This window comes from Streptomyces lunalinharesii, assembly GCF_039532155.1.
Lineage (GTDB): Bacteria > Actinomycetota > Actinomycetes > Streptomycetales > Streptomycetaceae > Streptomyces > Streptomyces lunalinharesii.
In genome coordinates, this window is the sequence record NZ_BAAARK010000010.1 from 185,403 (window position 1) to 201,692 (window position 16,290).

General features: G+C 72.8%; 16 protein-coding genes. 9 read left to right on the forward strand and 7 right to left on the reverse strand.

Annotated features, from left to right (window positions below):
- Positions 1–122: 122 nt before the first annotated feature.
- The 6 genes from ABD385_RS18040 to ABD385_RS18065 all read left to right on the forward strand — a co-directional run bounded on the left by ABD385_RS18040 (position 123) and on the right by ABD385_RS18065 (position 7,191).
- Positions 123–1,160 (forward strand): BMP family lipoprotein, encoded by a 1,038-nt coding sequence (locus ABD385_RS18040; RefSeq protein WP_344576959.1) that lies wholly within the window; start codon positions 123–125, stop codon positions 1,158–1,160.
- A 201-nt stretch (positions 1,161–1,361) separates the two neighbouring features.
- Positions 1,362–2,882: an ABC transporter ATP-binding protein gene (locus ABD385_RS18045; protein ID WP_344576961.1), complete on the forward strand. Its 1,521-nt coding sequence runs from the start codon at positions 1,362–1,364 to the stop codon at positions 2,880–2,882.
- On the forward strand, positions 2,879–4,063 hold the full coding sequence (locus ABD385_RS18050) for an ABC transporter permease (protein WP_344576963.1): 1,185 nt from the start codon (positions 2,879–2,881) through the stop codon (positions 4,061–4,063). The genes ABD385_RS18045 and ABD385_RS18050 overlap by 4 nt, the downstream gene beginning before the upstream one ends.
- A complete protein-coding gene (locus ABD385_RS18055; protein WP_344576965.1) occupies positions 4,060–5,340 on the forward strand; it encodes an ABC transporter permease in 1,281 nt (426 codons plus the stop codon). The genes ABD385_RS18050 and ABD385_RS18055 overlap by 4 nt, the downstream gene beginning before the upstream one ends.
- A 56-nt stretch (positions 5,341–5,396) precedes the next feature.
- Positions 5,397–5,804: a cytidine deaminase gene (locus tag ABD385_RS18060; RefSeq protein ID WP_344576967.1), complete on the forward strand. Its 408-nt coding sequence runs from the start codon at positions 5,397–5,399 to the stop codon at positions 5,802–5,804.
- A 109-nt stretch (positions 5,805–5,913) separates the two neighbouring features.
- Positions 5,914–7,191, forward strand: a complete 1,278-nt coding sequence (locus tag ABD385_RS18065; RefSeq protein WP_344576969.1) for a thymidine phosphorylase — start codon at positions 5,914–5,916, stop codon at positions 7,189–7,191.
- Positions 7,192–7,334: 143 nt separating this feature from the next.
- Here ABD385_RS18065 and ABD385_RS18070 read toward each other — a convergent pair whose 3' ends face one another.
- Positions 7,335–8,657, reverse strand: a complete 1,323-nt coding sequence (locus tag ABD385_RS18070; RefSeq protein ID WP_344576971.1) for an MFS transporter — start codon at positions 8,655–8,657, stop codon at positions 7,335–7,337.
- A 120-nt stretch (positions 8,658–8,777) separates the two neighbouring features.
- Here ABD385_RS18070 and ABD385_RS18075 point away from each other — a divergent pair, with 120 nt between their 5' ends.
- Entirely contained in the window at positions 8,778–9,740 is a 963-nt protein-coding gene (locus tag ABD385_RS18075; protein WP_425585428.1) for a LysR family transcriptional regulator, read from the forward strand.
- Between the two features lie 59 nt (positions 9,741–9,799).
- Here ABD385_RS18075 and ABD385_RS18080 read toward each other — a convergent pair whose 3' ends face one another.
- On the reverse strand, positions 9,800–10,567 hold the full coding sequence (locus tag ABD385_RS18080) for an alpha/beta fold hydrolase (protein WP_344576973.1): 768 nt from the start codon (positions 10,565–10,567) through the stop codon (positions 9,800–9,802).
- Between the two features lie 103 nt (positions 10,568–10,670).
- Between ABD385_RS18080 and ABD385_RS18085 the strand changes: the two genes are divergently transcribed.
- Together ABD385_RS18085 and ABD385_RS18090 are read left to right on the forward strand one after the other, a co-directional pair.
- The gene (locus ABD385_RS18085; RefSeq protein ID WP_344576975.1) at positions 10,671–11,831 is read left to right on the forward strand and encodes an adenosine deaminase; all 1,161 of its coding nucleotides are present in this window, start codon (positions 10,671–10,673) and stop codon (positions 11,829–11,831) included.
- A gap of 141 nt (positions 11,832–11,972) precedes the next feature.
- On the forward strand, positions 11,973–12,251 hold the full coding sequence (locus tag ABD385_RS18090) for a hypothetical protein (RefSeq protein ID WP_344576977.1): 279 nt from the start codon (positions 11,973–11,975) through the stop codon (positions 12,249–12,251).
- A 100-nt stretch (positions 12,252–12,351) separates the two neighbouring features.
- Here ABD385_RS18090 and ABD385_RS18095 read toward each other — a convergent pair whose 3' ends face one another.
- From ABD385_RS18095 to afsQ1, 5 genes are all read right to left on the reverse strand, one after another.
- Positions 12,352–12,561, reverse strand: coding sequence for a PspC domain-containing protein (locus tag ABD385_RS18095; RefSeq protein WP_344576978.1), 210 nt, complete (start codon positions 12,559–12,561; stop codon positions 12,352–12,354).
- A 46-nt stretch (positions 12,562–12,607) separates the two neighbouring features.
- Entirely contained in the window at positions 12,608–13,093 is a 486-nt protein-coding gene (locus ABD385_RS18100; protein ID WP_344576980.1) for a VanZ family protein, read from the reverse strand.
- A 133-nt stretch (positions 13,094–13,226) separates the two neighbouring features.
- Positions 13,227–13,856, reverse strand: a complete 630-nt coding sequence (locus ABD385_RS18105; protein ID WP_344576982.1) for a hypothetical protein — start codon at positions 13,854–13,856, stop codon at positions 13,227–13,229.
- Entirely contained in the window at positions 13,853–15,592 is a 1,740-nt protein-coding gene (locus ABD385_RS18110) for an ATP-binding protein (RefSeq protein ID WP_425585427.1), read from the reverse strand. Before ABD385_RS18110 ends, ABD385_RS18105 begins: the two co-directional genes overlap by 4 nt.
- Positions 15,589–16,266, reverse strand: a complete 678-nt coding sequence (gene afsQ1, locus ABD385_RS18115) for a two-component system response regulator AfsQ1 (protein WP_344576984.1) — start codon at positions 16,264–16,266, stop codon at positions 15,589–15,591. The genes ABD385_RS18110 and afsQ1 overlap by 4 nt, the downstream gene beginning before the upstream one ends.
- Positions 16,267–16,290: the final 24 nt, after the last annotated feature.

Below are 16,290 nucleotides of genomic sequence, written 5' to 3' on the forward strand. Positions count from 1 at the left end.
GCGCGCCCTGAGAGACGAATCGGTAACGGCAACGCAGTGGAGGGTTTTGCGCCAGGTCTACGCGCGTTAATCTCCCGACAAGCCAGCGCCACTGGGGGCGCTTACAGCGAAGGGAAGGCCCCGTGCGTCGGGTCATCAGGGTTGTCGCCGCGGCCACCGCCACCGCGTGTCTCGGGCTCACCGCCACCGCCTGCGGCCAGAGTTTCGCCGAGGCCAACCGCGCGAAACACGCGGGTGTCGGGCTGGCCTTCGACATCGGCGGTCGGGACGACCACTCGTTCAACGAGGCGGCCGCCCGCGGTACGGAGAACGCCCGCAAGCAGCTGGGCGTCAAGGTCAAGATGCTCACCGCGAAGAACGGCGAGACCGAGGCGGACCGCGAGCAGCGGCTGACGTCGTTCGCCGAGGCCGGCTACAACCCCGTGATCGGGGTCGGCTTCGCCTACAGCCAGTCTGTGCAGAACGTCGCCAAGGACTTCCCGGGCACCACCTTCGGCGTCGTCGACGCGGTGCCCACCGGCAAGAACGTCGACGCGATGGTGTTCGCCGAGCACGAGGGGTCGTACCTCGCCGGGGTCGCGGCCGCGCTGAAGAGCAAGACCCACAAGGTGGGCTTCATCGGCGGCGTGAACAACGCGCTGATCCAGAAGTTCCAGGCCGGCTTCGAGCAGGGCGTGCGCGACACCGACCCGAAGGCCAAGGTCGTCTCGCAGTACCTGTACCCCAACAACGACAAGGGGTTCAACGACCCGGCCGCCGCCAAGGCGAAGGCCCAGGGCATGCTCGACAGCGGCATCGACATCATCTACTCGGCCGCCGGCCAGTCCGGCGCCGGCTCCATCGAGGCGGTCAGCAAGGTCAAGGGCGCCTGGGCGATCGGGGTGGACTCCGACCAGTACCGGCAGCCGGGACTGGCCCGCTACAAGGACCACATCCTGACCTCCGTGGTGAAGAACGTGGACGTGGCGGTCTTCGACCTCATCAAGAGCTGCGAGCAGCACAAGCCGCTGACCGGCATCCACACCTACGACCTGAAGCACGGCGGCGTCTCGCTGGCCACCTCGGGCGGCTTCATCACGGACGTCCAGCCGCAGGTCGACGCGGCCCGGAAGAAGATCATCGAGGGTCAGGTGAAGGTCAAGGAGACGCCGAAGTCGTAGCCTCCCGGGGCCGCGCCCGGCAGGCCCGCGCGAGCGCCGCCGGCACCGTTTCCCCGCTCCGTCCCACCCCGTCCGCTCCTTCCGCTCCTTCGCCCCTGAGGGGAGTGCGCCATCAACGCAGCGCCCACCAGCAGCAGCCCGCCCGGTCAGGACGCCCCTGCTGTAGAACTCCGCGGGATCACCAAGAGGTTCCCCGGCGTCGTGGCCAACCACGACATCCACCTCACGGTCCGCCGCGGCACCGTCCACGCCCTGTGCGGCGAGAACGGTGCCGGCAAGTCCACCCTGATGAAGATCCTCTACGGCATGCAGAAGCCGGACGAGGGCACCATCGCGCTCGACGGCGAACAGGTCGCCCTGCACTCCCCGGGCGACGCCATCGCCCGCGGCATCGGCATGGTGCACCAGCACTTCATGCTCGCCGACAACCTCAGCGTCCTGGAGAACACCGTCCTCGGCGCGGAGAAGCTGCACGGCATCGGCGCCGGCGCCCGCGCGAAGATACGGGAGATCTCCGACGCCTACGGGCTGAACGTCCGGCCCGACGTGCTCGTCGAGGACCTGGGCGTCGCCGACCGGCAGCGGGTGGAGATCCTCAAGGTGCTCTACCGGGGCGCCCGGACGCTGATCCTCGACGAGCCGACCGCGGTCCTCGTCCCGCAGGAGGTCGACGCGCTCTTCGACAACCTGCGCGAGCTCAAGTCCGAGGGCCTGACCGTCATCTTCATCTCGCACAAGCTGGGCGAGGTGCTCTCGGTCGCCGACGACATCACCGTCATCCGGCGCGGCACGACCGTGGCCTCCGTCGAACCGGCCGAGACCACCCCCAAGCAGCTCGCGGAACTCATGGTCGGCAGCGAACTGCCGTCCCCCGAGACCCGCGAATCCACCGTCACCGACGAGGAGATGCTGCGCGTCCAGGACGTGCGGCTGTCCGCCACCGACGCCGGCGGCGAGGTCCGCACGGTGCTGGACGGCATCTCGTTCACCATCCGCAAGGGCGAGGTGCTGGGCGTCGCCGGCGTCGAGGGCAACGGGCAGGCCGAGCTGGTCGAGGCCGTCATGGGCATCCGCACGCCGGACGGCGGGACGATCACCCTGGACGGCACCGACCTGTCGCGCTCCTCCACCCGCGCCCGGCGCGAGGGCGGCATCGGCTACATCCCCGAGGACCGCCACCGGCACGGCCTGCTGCTGGACGCCCCGCTGTGGGAGAACCGCATCCTCGGCCACGTCACCGAGCGCCCCAACAGCAAGGGCCGGCTCCTCGACCTGGCCGGGGCCCGCAAGGACACCGAGCGGATCGTCGCCGAGTACGACGTGCGCACCCCCGGCATCGAGGTCACCGCGGCCTCGCTCTCCGGCGGCAACCAGCAGAAGCTGATCGTCGGCCGCGAGATGAGCCACCACCCCAAGCTCCTGATCGCCGCCCACCCCACCCGCGGGGTCGACGTCGGCGCGCAGGCCCAGATCTGGGAGCAGATCCGCGCCGCGCGCCGGGAGGGCCTGGCGGTCCTGCTGATCTCTGCCGACCTGGACGAGCTGATCGGCCTGTCCGACACCCTGCGGGTGATGTACCGGGGCCGGTTGGTCGCGGACGCCGACCCCGCCGTGATCACCCCGGAGGAGTTGGGCTCCGCCATGACCGGTGCCGCCAGCGGCCACCTCAGCGCGTCGGACGACTCGGCCGACACCGCCGCCCGCGGGGGTGACGCGCAGTGAGCACGTCCACCCCCACCCCAACGGCCAAGAAGAACGCGGCCGTTGACGCCGTCGCCCGCAGCGCCGCCCGGGACAAGGTCCTGCTGGGCATCGCCGCACCGGTGCTGGCCATCGTCGCCGCGATAGTGATCAGCTCGCTGGTCTTCCTGGCGTCCGGCGAGAACCCGTTCCGCGCCTACGGGATCATGGCCGACTACGGCCACTACAGCGACAGCCAGGTCTGGATCGTCAACAAGGCGGTGCCGTACTACCTTTCGGCGCTCGCGGTGGCCGTCGGCTTCCGGATGAACCTCTTCAACATCGGGGTCGACGGACAGTACCGGCTGGCCGCCTTCGCCGCGGCCGCGGTCGGCGGCGCCGTCGCGCTGCCCGGCGCCCTCCAGATCATCCTGCTCATCGTCATCGCGATGCTGGTGGGCGCAGTCTGGTCCGGCATCGCGGGCCTGCTGAAGACCACCCGCGGGGTCAGCGAAGTGATCACCACGATCATGCTGAACTCCATCGCGGCCTCGGTGATCGGCTACTTCCTCCAGGACGGCCGGCTCGCCGTCAAGGACGGCAACCTCCTGCACACCAAGTTCCTGCCGGAGTCCAGCCACTTCTTCTCCTTCCCCACCCACCCCAAGCCGGTCGAGGGCTTCGTGGTGGTCGCGGTGCTGGCCGGGGCCGTGTACTGGTTCCTGATCAACCGCACCCGCTTCGGCTTCGACCTGCGGGCGGTGGGCGCCTCCGAGCCGGCCGCCGAGGCCAGCGGCGTCAGCGTCAAGCGGATGGTCGTCATCAGCATGCTGCTGTCGGGCGCCGCGGCCGGCCTGGTCGGGATGCCGACCCTGCTCGGCGAGTCGTTCCAGTACGGCACCGACTTCCCCGCCGGCATCGGCTTCACCGGCATCGCCATCGCGCTGCTCGGCCGCAACCACCCCGCCGGCATGGCGTTCGGCGCGCTGCTCTGGGCGTTCCTCGACCGCACCGGCTCCCGGCTGGAGTTCGAGGGCTACGCCCAGGAGATCGTGGGCGTCATCCAGGGCGTGATCGTGCTCTGCGTGGTCATCGCCTACGAGGTCGTCCGCCGCTACGGGCTGCGCCTCCAGCAGCGCAAGGTCGGCGAGGAGCTGGCCGCGCTCGCCCGGACCGGCGACGGCAGCGCCGACAACAGTGACAAGCCGGAGGTGACGGCGTGAGTAGCGAACTCAAGTCCGCGGTACGGCCCGCGGCCCCCGCCACCGGCGGCCGGCGCAAGCTGACGTACCCCTGGATCCTGCTGATCATCGCCGGTGCGCTGGTCGCGGTCTCCGCCCTGCGGGCCGTCAGCGGCGCCACCGACCTCACCTCCGGCGGCCAGTTCGGGGCCGCGCTCAGCGCCGCGGTGCCGATCGGCCTGGCCGGTCTGGGCGGCCTGTGGTCCGAGCGCTCCGGCGTGATCAACATCGGCCTCGAAGGCATGATGATGCTCGGCTCGTTCGCCGCCGGCTGGGTCGGCTGGCAGCACGGCCCCTGGGCCGCGGCGGCGGCCGGCATCCTCGGCGGCGCGCTCGGCGGCCTGGTGCACGCCGTCGCCACCGTCACCTTCGGCGTCGACCACATCGTCTCCGGCGTCGCCATCAACATCCTGGCGCTGGGCGCCACCCAGTACCTCGCCACCCTCTGGTTCGGCCAGGAGGGCAGCGCCGCGATGGCGGCCGGCGGCAACGACAAGCAGTCGCCGCCGATGTCCGACATGCCGACCTTCACCGTCCCCGGCCTCGCGGACTGGCTGAACGGCATCGAGGGCCACCACTGGTTCCTGGTCTCCGACCTCGCCGGGGTGCTCGGCGGCGCGGTCACCGGCGTCTCCTGGCTGACCCTGCTGACCGTCGGGCTCTTCGTCGGCACCTTCTTCCTGCTGTGGCGCTCCTCGTTCGGCCTGCGGCTGCGGTCCTGCGGCGAGGCCCCGCTCTCCGCCGAGACCCTGGGCGTCAACGTCTACGCGTACAAGTACGCGGCGGTCCTGGTGTCCGGCGCGCTGGCCGGCCTCGGCGGCGCCTTCCTGGCGATCAGCGTGCACTTCTACCAGGACGGCCAGACCGGCGGCCGCGGCTACATCGGCCTGGCCACGATGATCTTCGGCAACTGGCGGCCGGGCGGCGTCGCCCTCGGCGCGGGCCTGTTCGGCTTCATGGACGCCATGCAGCTGCGCAGCGGCGGCCCGACCGTGCACGCCCTGCTGCTGGGGCTGGCCGCGCTGCTCGCGGGCCTGGCGCTGGTCCGGCTGCGGGCCGCCAAGCGTGCCCAGGCCGCGGTCGCCGCGGTGGCCGCCGCCGTTCTGGTGGTCTGGTACGCGCTCTCCGACAGCGTCCCGCTCGAACTGGTCGAGGCCAGCCCCTACCTCGCTACGCTGCTGGTCCTGGCGCTCTTCTCGCAGCGGCTGCGGGCCCCGAAGGCGATCGGCAAGCCGTACCGGCGGGGCCAGGGCCACTGACGCGCCGAGCACCGACGCACCCCGCTCGACGCGAGAGACGAAGGAAGACACCCCGCATGACGCACGACGTGCCGGTCACCATCGACTGGCCCGCACTGCGGACGCAGGCCCGGGACGCGATGTCCCGGGCCTACGCCCCGTATTCCGGCTATCCGGTCGGCGCCGCCGCCCTGGTGGACGACGGCCGCACGGTCACCGGCTGCAACGTCGAGAACGCCTCCTACGGCCTGGGACTGTGCGCCGAATGCGGCCTGGTCTCGGCCCTGTTCGCAAGCGGTGGGGGCCGGCTCACCGCGTTCACCTGCGTCGACGGCAAGGGCGAGCTGCTCGTGCCGTGCGGCCGCTGCCGCCAGTTGCTGCACGAGCACGGCGGCCCGGAGCTGTTGGTGGACACCGCGGCCGGGATCCGTCCGCTGGCCGCGCTGCTGCCGGACGCGTTCGGTCCGGAACACCTGACGCGCTGACGGCCGAAGGGGCCCGTGGACGGCGGGTGTCGCCACCCGCCGTCCGCCCTGGCGACCGCGGCGTCTATGCGTGTAGAACGGGAGCTACCCGTTCGAAAGGAACCCGTCCATGGACGCCATCTCCGTCATCCGCACCAAGCGCGACCGCGGTGAACTGACCCCGGAACAGATCGACTGGGTCATCGACGCGTACACCCGCGGCGAGGTCGCCCACGAACAGATGTCGTCCCTCGCCATGGCCGTCTTCCTCAACGGCATGAACCGCCGGGAGATCGCCCGCTGGACCGCCGCCATGATCGCCTCCGGTGAGCGGATGGACTTCTCCTCGCTTCCCCGCCCCACCGCCGACAAGCACTCCACCGGCGGCGTCGGCGACAAGATCACCCTCCCGCTCGCCCCCCTGGTCGCCGCCTGCGGCGCCGCCGTCCCGCAGCTCTCCGGCCGCGGCCTGGGCCACACCGGCGGCACCCTCGACAAGCTCGAAGCCATCCCCGGCTGGCGCGCCGCCCTGAGCAACGACGAGATGCTGGACGTCCTGCGCACCGTCGGCTCGGTCATCTGCGCCGCCGGCGACGGCCTCGCCCCCGCCGACAAGAAGCTCTACGCCCTCCGCGACGTCACCGGCACCGTCGAGTCGATCCCGCTGATCGCCTCCTCCATCATGTCCAAGAAGATCGCCGAGGGCACCGGCTCCCTCGTCCTGGACGTCAAGGTCGGCTCCGGCGCCTTCATGAAGCACCTCGACGACGCCCGCGAACTCGCCTCCACCATGGTCGGGTTGGGCACCGACCACGGCGTCAGGACGGTCGCCCTGCTCACCGACATGGCCACCCCGCTCGGCCGCACCGCCGGCAACGCCCTCGAAGTCCGCGAGTCGGTCGAGGTGCTGGCCGGCGGCGGCCCGTCCGACGTCGTCGACCTCACCCTCGCGCTGGCCCGCGAGATGCTCGACGCGGCCGGCCTCAAGGACGCCGACCCGGCCAAGGCGCTGGCCGACGGCTCCGCCATGGACCACTGGCGCCGCATGATCGCGGCCCAGGGCGGCGACCCGGACGCCGCGCTCCCGGTGGCCCGCGAGCAGCACACCGTCACCGCCGCCGCCACCGGCACCCTCACCACCCTCGACGCCTACGCCGTCGGCCTCGCCGCCTGGCGCCTGGGCGCCGGCCGGGCCCGCAAGGAGGACCCGGTGCAGGCCGGCGCGGGCATCGAGCTGCACGCCAAGCCCGGCGACCGGGTCACCGCGGGCCAGCCGCTGCTGACCCTGCACACCGACACCCCGGAGAAGTTCGGCTACGCGCTCGAAGCCCTGGACGGCGGGGTGAGCGTCGGCCCGGCCGACGCGGAGTTCACCGCCCGCCCCGTCGTACTGGAGCGCATCGCCTGACCTGCGGTTCCCCCGCGGCTTCGCGCTGCGGGCGCACGGGGCCGGCGGACCGGCGCCGGTCCCGCGCGCCCGGGGCGCGACGACGACGAAGGGCCCGCCCCACCAGGACAGGTGGTGGGGCGGGCCCTTCGCGCCGTGGGGTGTTACGCGGCCTTGCCCAGGCTCAGCAGCCGCCGTTCGGCCACCGCCTGCCGGGTGGCGTAGAGGGTGATGCCGGCGGCGCCGACCATCGCGGCCAGGCCGAGCAGGACGGTGCCCGACCAGCCGGCGGCGTGGAAGGCGGCGGCGCCGAGCGCACCGCCCAGGCTGCTGCCGATGTAGTACGCGCACTGGTACAGGGCGGACGCCTGGGCCCGGGCGGTCTTGGCGGTGCGGCTGACCGACGACGAGGCCACCGCGTGGCCCGCGAAGAACCCCGCGGTGATCAGGACCAGCCCCGCCAGCACCGCGCCCACCGAGGTGATCAGGGTCAGCAGCAGGCCCGCCGTGGTGGTGCCCACGGCCAGGTAGAGCGCGCCGCGCCGGCCCATCCGGCCGACCAGCTTGCCGGCCGCGGCCGACGAGACCGTACCGACCAGGTAGATCACGAAGATCGAACCGACGATGCCCTGGGGGAGGTTGAACGGCTCGGCGACCAGGCGGTAGCCGATCACCGTGTAGACCGCCCCGAAGACCGTCATGAACAGTCCGCCGATGGCGTAGAGGCGGCGCAGCAACGGATCGGCGAGGTGACCGCCGAGCGTACGGGCCAGCGCCCGCGGGCCCACCGAACGCGCCGCGAAGTGCCGGGCCCGCGGCACCAGCAGCCGGAACGCCACCGCACACACCACGGCCAGCACGCCCACCGCGCCGAGCGCCGCCCGCCAGCCCCACGCCTGGGCGACCCAGCCGGTGACGATCCGTCCGGACATCCCGCCGATGCTGTTGCCGGCCACGAACAGGCCGATCGCCGCCACCAGCGCCTTCGCGCGCACCTCCTCCGCCAGGAACGCCATCGCCGACGCGGGCAGCCCGGCCAGCGCGACGCCCTGCACGGCGCGCAGCGCGATCAGGGTGCCGAGGGAGGGGGCGAACGGCACCAGCAGCGCGAGCACCGCGGCGACGGTGAGGGAGGCCGTCATCAGGGTGCGGCGCCCGAACCGCTCGGAGAGCGCGCTGAGCGGGATCACCCCGAGGGCCAGCCCGAAGGTGGCCGCGGAGACGGTCCAACTCGCCTGGTCCGGCGCGACGTGGAGGTCCGCGGAGATGGCCGGCAGCAGGGCCTGCGTGGAGTACAGGAGGGCGAAGGTGGCCACTCCGGCGGCGAAGAGGGCGAAGCTCATCCGGCGGTAGCCGGGGCCGCCCGGCCGCAGCTTGTCCGACTCGGGGTCGGTCACCGCGGCGGAAGGGGAAGAGGGGTCCGTGGAGGACGGGGGAGAGGCGGCCGCACGGTCGGTGACGGACGCCCCGGTATCAGCGGGAGGCATGCTCCGAAGGTAGAAGGACGCCACCTCATGCGTCCAATGCATCAAAACGCCATAATCGATGCCGTGGAACATGATCGCAGCTCACCGCCGCCTCTGTTGCAAGGCCGCAACAGAAAAGACATTCCGGAACGCCTCCGCTCGGCGGCCGCGCCGACCGCCCCCGAGGCCGCCGAGCTGGGCCCCGACTCCTGGGCGCTGACCCTCGCCCCGCGGCTCGCCCAGTTCGCCGCCGTCGCCCGGCACGAGCACGTCACCCGCGCCGCCCACGAACTCGGCATGCCCCAGCCGACCCTCAGCCGCGCCCTGGTGCGGCTGGAGCAGGACCTCGGCGTCGCCCTCTTCGCCCGGCACGGCCGCACGCTCTCCCTCACCCCGGCCGGCCGCGCCTTCCGCACCGCCGCCGAACGCGCCCTGACCGACCTGGAACGGGCCACCGACGAGGTACGCGCCGACGCCGACCCGGCCGCCGGCAAGGTCGCCTTCGGCTTCCTGCACACCCTCGGCTCCGAGACCGTCCCCGGCCTGCTCCGCGGCTTCCGCGCCGACCACCCCGGCATCCGCTTCCAACTCGTCCAGAACTACGGCGAAGCGATGATCGAACGCCTCCGCGCCGGCGACCTCGACCTCTGCCTGACCTCCCCGGTCCCCGACTACCCGGACCTGGTGGCGCGCCGCCTCGACGAGCAGAAGCTCCGCCTGGTCGTCCCGGACGACCACCGGCTGGCCGGCCGCAAGCGCATCCGCCTCGCCGAGGCGGCCGGCGAACTCTTCGTCACCCTCGAACCGGGCTACGGCCTCCGCCGGATCACCGACGCCCTGTGCACCGAGGCCGGCTTCACCCCGCGCATCGCCTTCGAGGGCGAGGAGGCGGAAACCCTCCGCGGCCTGGTCGCCGCCGGCCTGGGCGTCGCCCTCCTCCCGCCCCCCGCCGTCCCCCGCCCCGGCGTCGCCGAACTGACCGTCACCGCCCCCCGCGCGGTCCGCGAGATCGGCGTCGCCTGGCTCGACGGCCGCGTCGACACGCCCCCGGTGACCGCCTTCAAGAAGTTCCTCCTGAGCCGCCGGGGCGCGCTGTTGCCGTGAGCGGCACCCCGACACCGGCGCCCCGACACCCCCACCCCGCACCGGAGTCGACCGTCCGGTCAGTGCCGCAGGGACGTCCCGAAGCCCGATGCCAGCGGCATGCGGAGGCCCAGGGGCGGGGGAGCGGCCAGGGCGTCCTTGACGGGGCGGGCGTAGGCGCGGGTGAAGAGGGCGCCGAGGAGGAAGTCGGTGGCGAGGGCGTGCACCTCGAAGCGGTGCTGGTGCAGGGAGTGGCCGTCGGAGTGCACCTCGAAGCGGCAGGTGTCGCGGTTGATCTTCTTGGCGCGCTGGGCGTAGCGGTAGGAGAGGTCGGGGTCGACGCGTTCGTCGTTGGTGCCGTGCACCAGCAGCACCTGGCGTCCGATCAACTGCTTCACCGGGTCGGGGTCGGTGCCGTACTGGCGCGGGTCGGCCAGCCACGGGGCGAGGCCCAGGACGGCGTGCACGGCCGGGTGGCCGGCGGCGTGCAGGGCCGCGCGGGCGCCCATGCCGGTGCCGACCAGGGCTACGGGGACGTCGCCGTAGCGCCGGACCACCTCGTCCAGCGCCCAGGTGGCGTCCCGCGCCGGGTGCGCGGCGGAACCGTTCCAGCCGCGGCAGCGGTAGTGCACCACGTGGGCGGTGAGTCCCTCGGCCCGGCCGGCCCGGGCCAGCCGGGTGGCCAACGGGCGCACGGACAGGGCGGGTACCGGCGACGGCCGGCGCAGCCCGGTCGGCCCGCACCCGGGCAACAGGAGGGCGACGGCGTTGACCGTCCGGTCCGTGCCACCCGCTCCCAGTGGTTTTCCCAGCCGGGCCTCGCGCACCGGCAGTGCTTGCTGAGACATGACGAGAACGATGGCAGAACGAGCAGCCCTGTCCACCCTGCGGACGGGTCACTGTTACGTATCGTTCGGCGATATCTACGCGCGTAGGGTCTACAGTGCCGAAATGACGAGCGAGCTCAGCAACCTCCCGACCGCCGAACAGATCCGTCGCGCACCCAAGGTGCTGCTCCACGACCACCTCGACGGCGGACTGCGCCCCGCCACCGTCGTCGAGCTGGCCCGCGAGATCGGCTACGCCGGACTCCCCGAGACCGATCCCGACCGGTTGGGGACCTGGTTCCGCGAGGCCGCCGACTCCGGCTCGTTGGAGCGCTACCTGGAGACCTTCGCGCACACCTGCGCCGTCATGCAGACCCGGGAGGGGCTGTTCCGGGTCGCCGCGGAGTGCGCCGAGGACCTGGCGGCGGACGGCGTCGTCTACGCCGAGGTCCGCTACGCGCCCGAACAGCACCTGGAGGGCGGGCTCGGCCTCGAAGAGGTCGTCCGGATCGTCAACGACGGTTTCCGGGAGGGCGAACGGCGGGCCCGCGAGCGCGGCCACCGGATCCGGGTCGGCGCCCTGTTGACCGCGATGCGGCACGCGGCCCGGGCGCTGGAGATCGCCGAACTCGCCAACCGCCACCGCGACCTGGGCGTGGTCGGCTTCGACATCGCGGGCGCCGAGGCCGGCTTCCCGCCCACCCGCCACCTCGACGCCTTCGAGTACCTCAAGCGGGAGAACAACCACTTCACCATCCACGCCGGCGAGGCGTTCGGCCTGCCGTCCATCTGGCAGGCGCTCCAGTGGTGCGGCGCCGACCGGCTCGGCCACGGCGTCCGCATCATCGACGACATCGAGGTCGCCGACGACGGCTCGGTCACCCTGGGCCGGCTCGCCTCCTACGTCCGCGACAAGCGCATCCCGCTGGAGCTGTGCCCGACCTCCAACCTCCAGACCGGCGCCGCCAGTTCCTACGCGGAGCACCCCATCGGGCTGCTGCGCCGACTGCAGTTCCGCTGCACGGTCAACACCGACAACCGGCTCATGAGCGACACGAGCATGACCCGGGAATTCGAGCACCTGGTGAAGACGTTCCGCTACACGCTCGACGACCTCCAGTGGTTCACGGTCAATGGTATGAAGTCTGCTTTCCTTCCTTTCGATGAACGTCTGGCCATGATCAATGACGTCATCAAGCCCGGATACGCGGAATTGCGCTCGGAATGGCTCTTCCGTCAGTCGGCCGCAACCACCGCCCCCAGCAGCGGTTCTGACGCAGAGTGAGCGCCCGAAAAGGCGTCTAGCGCAACGGCCGGTGGATTGTCCACCGGCCGTTTTTCCGCTCGCCTGAGGTGTTTGCAGGGGCGCCGGCCGCCTTACTAGGTTTCCTAGCCGGTCAAGCCCCCATCACGAGGACGTAAAGCAATGAAGCAGGGAACGGTCAAGACTCTCGGTGCCGTCGCGCTCGGCGCCGCCATCGCCGCCACCGCCGCAGGCGCGGCCCACGCCGCCCCGGCGGGCAACTCGATCGACACCAACCGCGTGCTGCACAGCCTGCCGGTGAAGGACGCCACCAGCACGCTCTCCGGAGCGGCCAAGGGCGGCGGCAGCGACGTCAAGGCTCCCGTCACCTCCAAGGGCAACCAGCTGCTCGGCGGCATCCCCGCCGGCACGGTCACCAAGAACCTCCCCCTCGGCGGCTGAACCGGCTCCGCCGTCCCCTAGGGGACGGCCCCTGGACGCCCCGGTCCGTACGCGGTATCCCGTGCGGACCGGGGCGCCGTCGTGTCCGGGGCGCGGGCGGTCACCAGGCCGCGGCGTCGCGCGCGGAGTCCTCCGAGGGGAGGAGCACCCACAGGGCGAGGTACGCCACGAACTGCGGACCGGGCAGCAGGCAGGAGAGCAGGAAGATCACCCGCATCGTCGCCGGGGACGTCCCGAAGCGGCGGGCGAGGCCGGCGCAGACACCGGCGATCATGCGGTTGTTGGCGGGTCGGACCAGTGCGGCGGCCATGACGGGATACTCCTTCTCGACGATCCGGGGCGGTTGCCCCGATGCCTCAAAAGTAGGTCCGGCCGCCGGAGAAGACGTCAGCCTGCGGGGCCAGACCGACCCTGGAGATTCTCGGGGTCGCACCCCGACCCCGCTCGTCCCGCCGGCGGAGCCGGGACCGGGCCCCCGGGACGACCACCAGGTGCGCCAGCGCCACCCCGAGCGCGTTCAGGAGCACCGTGTCCACGTCCGGCACCTGACCCGGCACCGAGGTCTGCAGCAGCTCGATCGTCAACGAGATCATGGCGCCGGCGAAGACCGTGTGCGCCATCGAGCCCCAAGGCGAAACGTTCAGTCGGCCGCCGACCAACGGCAGCAGCACCCCGAGGGGCGCCAGCAGCAGCACCGGCGCGCCGAGGTGCCACACCGCCTCCCAGCCACCCCGCGCCAGCTCGGCGTGGATCGACGCCAGCGGCTGGAGGTTCGCCGCCGGCACCCACGGCACCGTACGGGGACGCAACATCAGCCAGCCGACGATCAACAGATGCGCCACAAGGAGGAGAAACCCGGTGGCGCGCAAACGGGGGGCGACGGTGTTGCCGGGGCCATGACGCTGCACACAGGCCAGGACGCCGGTACCGGGGGGCGCGGTTCCGCCCCGTTGTGCCCGTCTTGGACGGTACCGCTCAGCTCTCCTCGGACTGCGGGTCGCCCCAACCCGCGTGCTGCGCGGCGTCCGGGTTGGCCTGCACGTCCGGCGAGCAGTCGTAGCGGTGCGCCGCCGCCGACCCCGGGCCGCCCAACAGCGCGCCGCCGCTACGCCCCAGCGCGGCGCTGCGGCCGTAGGTGCACACCAACTGGGCCAACGCGAACGACGGCAGGTCGTCCGGCTCGGCCGACAGCCGCAGCGCCTCGGGGGCGTCGCCGGCGCGCGGCCCGTCCACCCGCAGCGTGCCGGGCATCGCGGTGCTGAACCCGGCCCGGGTCTCGTCCGGCGCCGGCGGCTTCTGCAACTCGGCCAGCAGCACCCGGGCCACCGGCAGCCGCACCGCCGCCCCCGGCGCGGCCTGCGGCCGGGCCACCTGCCGCTCCACCGGGACCAGCGCCGACCCGCACACCAAATACACCGCGACCCGCTCCGCGCCCGCCGCCGTGACCGCACCCGTGCCCGGCGCGTGGCAGCTCACCCGGGACGGGGCGCCGCCCGCGTCGACCGGGACCGACGTGCCGCGGATCCCGCAGCCCGCGGCGGCCAGCGCCAGCACCGCCGCCGGCACGACGCGCCGTACCGCAGCCCGCCGCCCGCGCCGGATCACCGGCCGCCCTCCGCGCCCCCGCCGGCCGGCCGCTCGCCGCCGGCCGCCGACGCGTCGTCGGCCAGCCGGGAGGCGTCCATCGGCAGCCGCAGGGTGAACACCGCGCCGCCCTCGGGGTGGTTGGCGGCGCTGATCCCGCCGCCGTGGATGTGCGCGTTCTCCTGGGCGATCGACAGGCCCAGACCGCTGCCCTCGGACCGCGGCCGGGACGCGCTCGCCTTGTAGAAGCGGTCGAAGACGTGCGGCAGCACCTCCTCCGGGATGCCCGGACCGTGGTCCCGCACCCGGATCACCAACTGCCCGCCGGGGATCTCCCCGCCCTGCTCGAACGGGGCGGCGTCGGCGGCGGGCCGGGGCTCCGCCGCCGGGCCGTCCGCCGGCTGGGCACCGCCCGCCGCCGACTCGGCCGCCGCGGGCTCGGCCGGCTCCGTGCGGACCGACACCCGCACCGGCGAACCGCCGTGCTTGAGGGCGTTGCCGATCAGGTTCGCCAGGATCACGTCCAGCCGCCGCGGGTCCAAACGGGCCACCGTGCCGCGGTCCGCGTCCAGCTCCACCGCGTCCAGCCAGGCCCGGGCGTCGATGCAGGCGGTGACCTGGTCGGCGACGTCGACGGCGTCCAGCACCAGCCGCGCGGTCCCCGCGTCGAAGCGGGTGACCTCCATGAGGTTCTCCACGAGGTCGTTCAGCCGCCGGGTCTCGCTGACCACCAGCTGCACGGCCGGCGCGATCATCGGGTCGAAGGAGTCGGCCTCCTCCTCCAGCACCTCGGTGACCGCGGTGATCGCGGTCAGCGGCGTCCGCAGCTCGTGCGACATGTCGGCGACGAACCGCCGGGAGGCCGCCTCCCGGCCGCTCAGCTCCTCGACCCGCTGCTGGAGCCGCTCCGCGGTGCGGTTGAAGGTCCGTGACAGGTCGGCCAGCTCGTCGGTGCCGGTCACCCGCAGCCGGGTGTCCAACCGCCCCTCGCCCAGCTGCCGGGCCGCGTGGCCGAGCCGCTGCACCGGCCGCAGCACGGTCGTCGCGGCGGCCTGCGCCAGCAGCGCCGAGCCGACCAGCGCCAGCGCGGTGGCGATCCCCAGCGACCAGCCCAGCGACGACAGGTCCTGCCGCTCGGTGGCCAGCGACTTCATCATGTAGCCGGTCGGTCCGCCGCCGATCACCTTCGCCCCGGCGACCAGGTACGGGACGTCCCCGACCTCCTTGCGCTGCCAGTACAGGTGGTGCGGGGCCTGGTTGTTCTCGTCGACCGGACGGACCTGGTCGACGGCGTTGCGCAGCGCCTGCGGGACGTTCTCCAGCGTCAGCAGGTCCTTGTCGGTGGTGGCCGCGCACGCCTTGCCCTCGCGGTCCACCCCGATCAGCAGCACCGCGTAGTTCTGCGGGCCGGCCGCCATCTGGCGCGCGGTGTCCTGGAGTTCGGAGCAGCGCGGGCGCAGCGGCAGCGAGCGGGTGTTGTCCTCCAACGACTTGCGGAAGTCCTGGAGGGCGGCGTTCTGCGTCCGGTCCAGGACCGTGTTGCGGTTGAGCCAGTACGCGATGCCGGACGCCGACACCGCCGCGGTCAGCGCCACCAGGGCGAACACCACCACCAGCCGCAACCGCAGGCTCGTCAGCCGCAGCAGGCCCGCGACCCGGCGCAGCAGCCGCACCAGCCGGCCGCCCGGCGCGTCGCCGTCCCCGGCCTCGTGCGCCCCCTCCCCGGCCCCGCCGTCGTGCGGGGTGGCCGTCGTCACTGCGGCGCGTCCAGCCGGTAGCCGACGCCGCGGACGGTGCGGATCAGCGTCGGCGAGGACGGGACGTCCTCCACCTTCGCGCGCAGCCGCTGCACACAGGCGTCCACCAGCCGGGAGTCACCCAGGTAGTCGTGCTCCCACACCAGCCGCAGCAGCTGCTGCCGGGACAGTGCCTGCCCGGGGCGACGGCTCAGCTCCAGCAGCAAGCGCAGCTCGGTCGGGGTCAGTTGCAGGTCCTGGCCGTTCTTGGTGACGGTCATCGCCGACCGGTCGATCACCAACGAGCCGAACGTCGCCGAATCGCTGGACTCCCGCTCCCCGCGCCGCAGCACCGCGCGGATCCGGGCGTCCAGCACCCGGCCCTGCACGGGCTTGACCACGTAGTCGTCGGCGCCGGACTCCAGCCCCACGACCACGTCGATGTCATCGTTGCGCGCGGTGAGCAGGATGATCGGCAGTTGGTCCGTCCGCCGGATCCGCCGGCAGACCTCGAAGCCGTCGATGCCCGGCAGCATCACGTCCAGCACGATCAGGTCAGGGCGCTGCTCGCGCAGCAACTTCAGGCCGTCCTCGCCCGTCGCCGCGGTCATCACGCGGTGACCCTGGCGGGACAGCGAGAGTTCGAGGGCCGTGCGGATGGCGTCGTCGTCCTCGATCAGCAACAGGAAAGGCACGCTCGCCATTCTGGCGCATGGGGC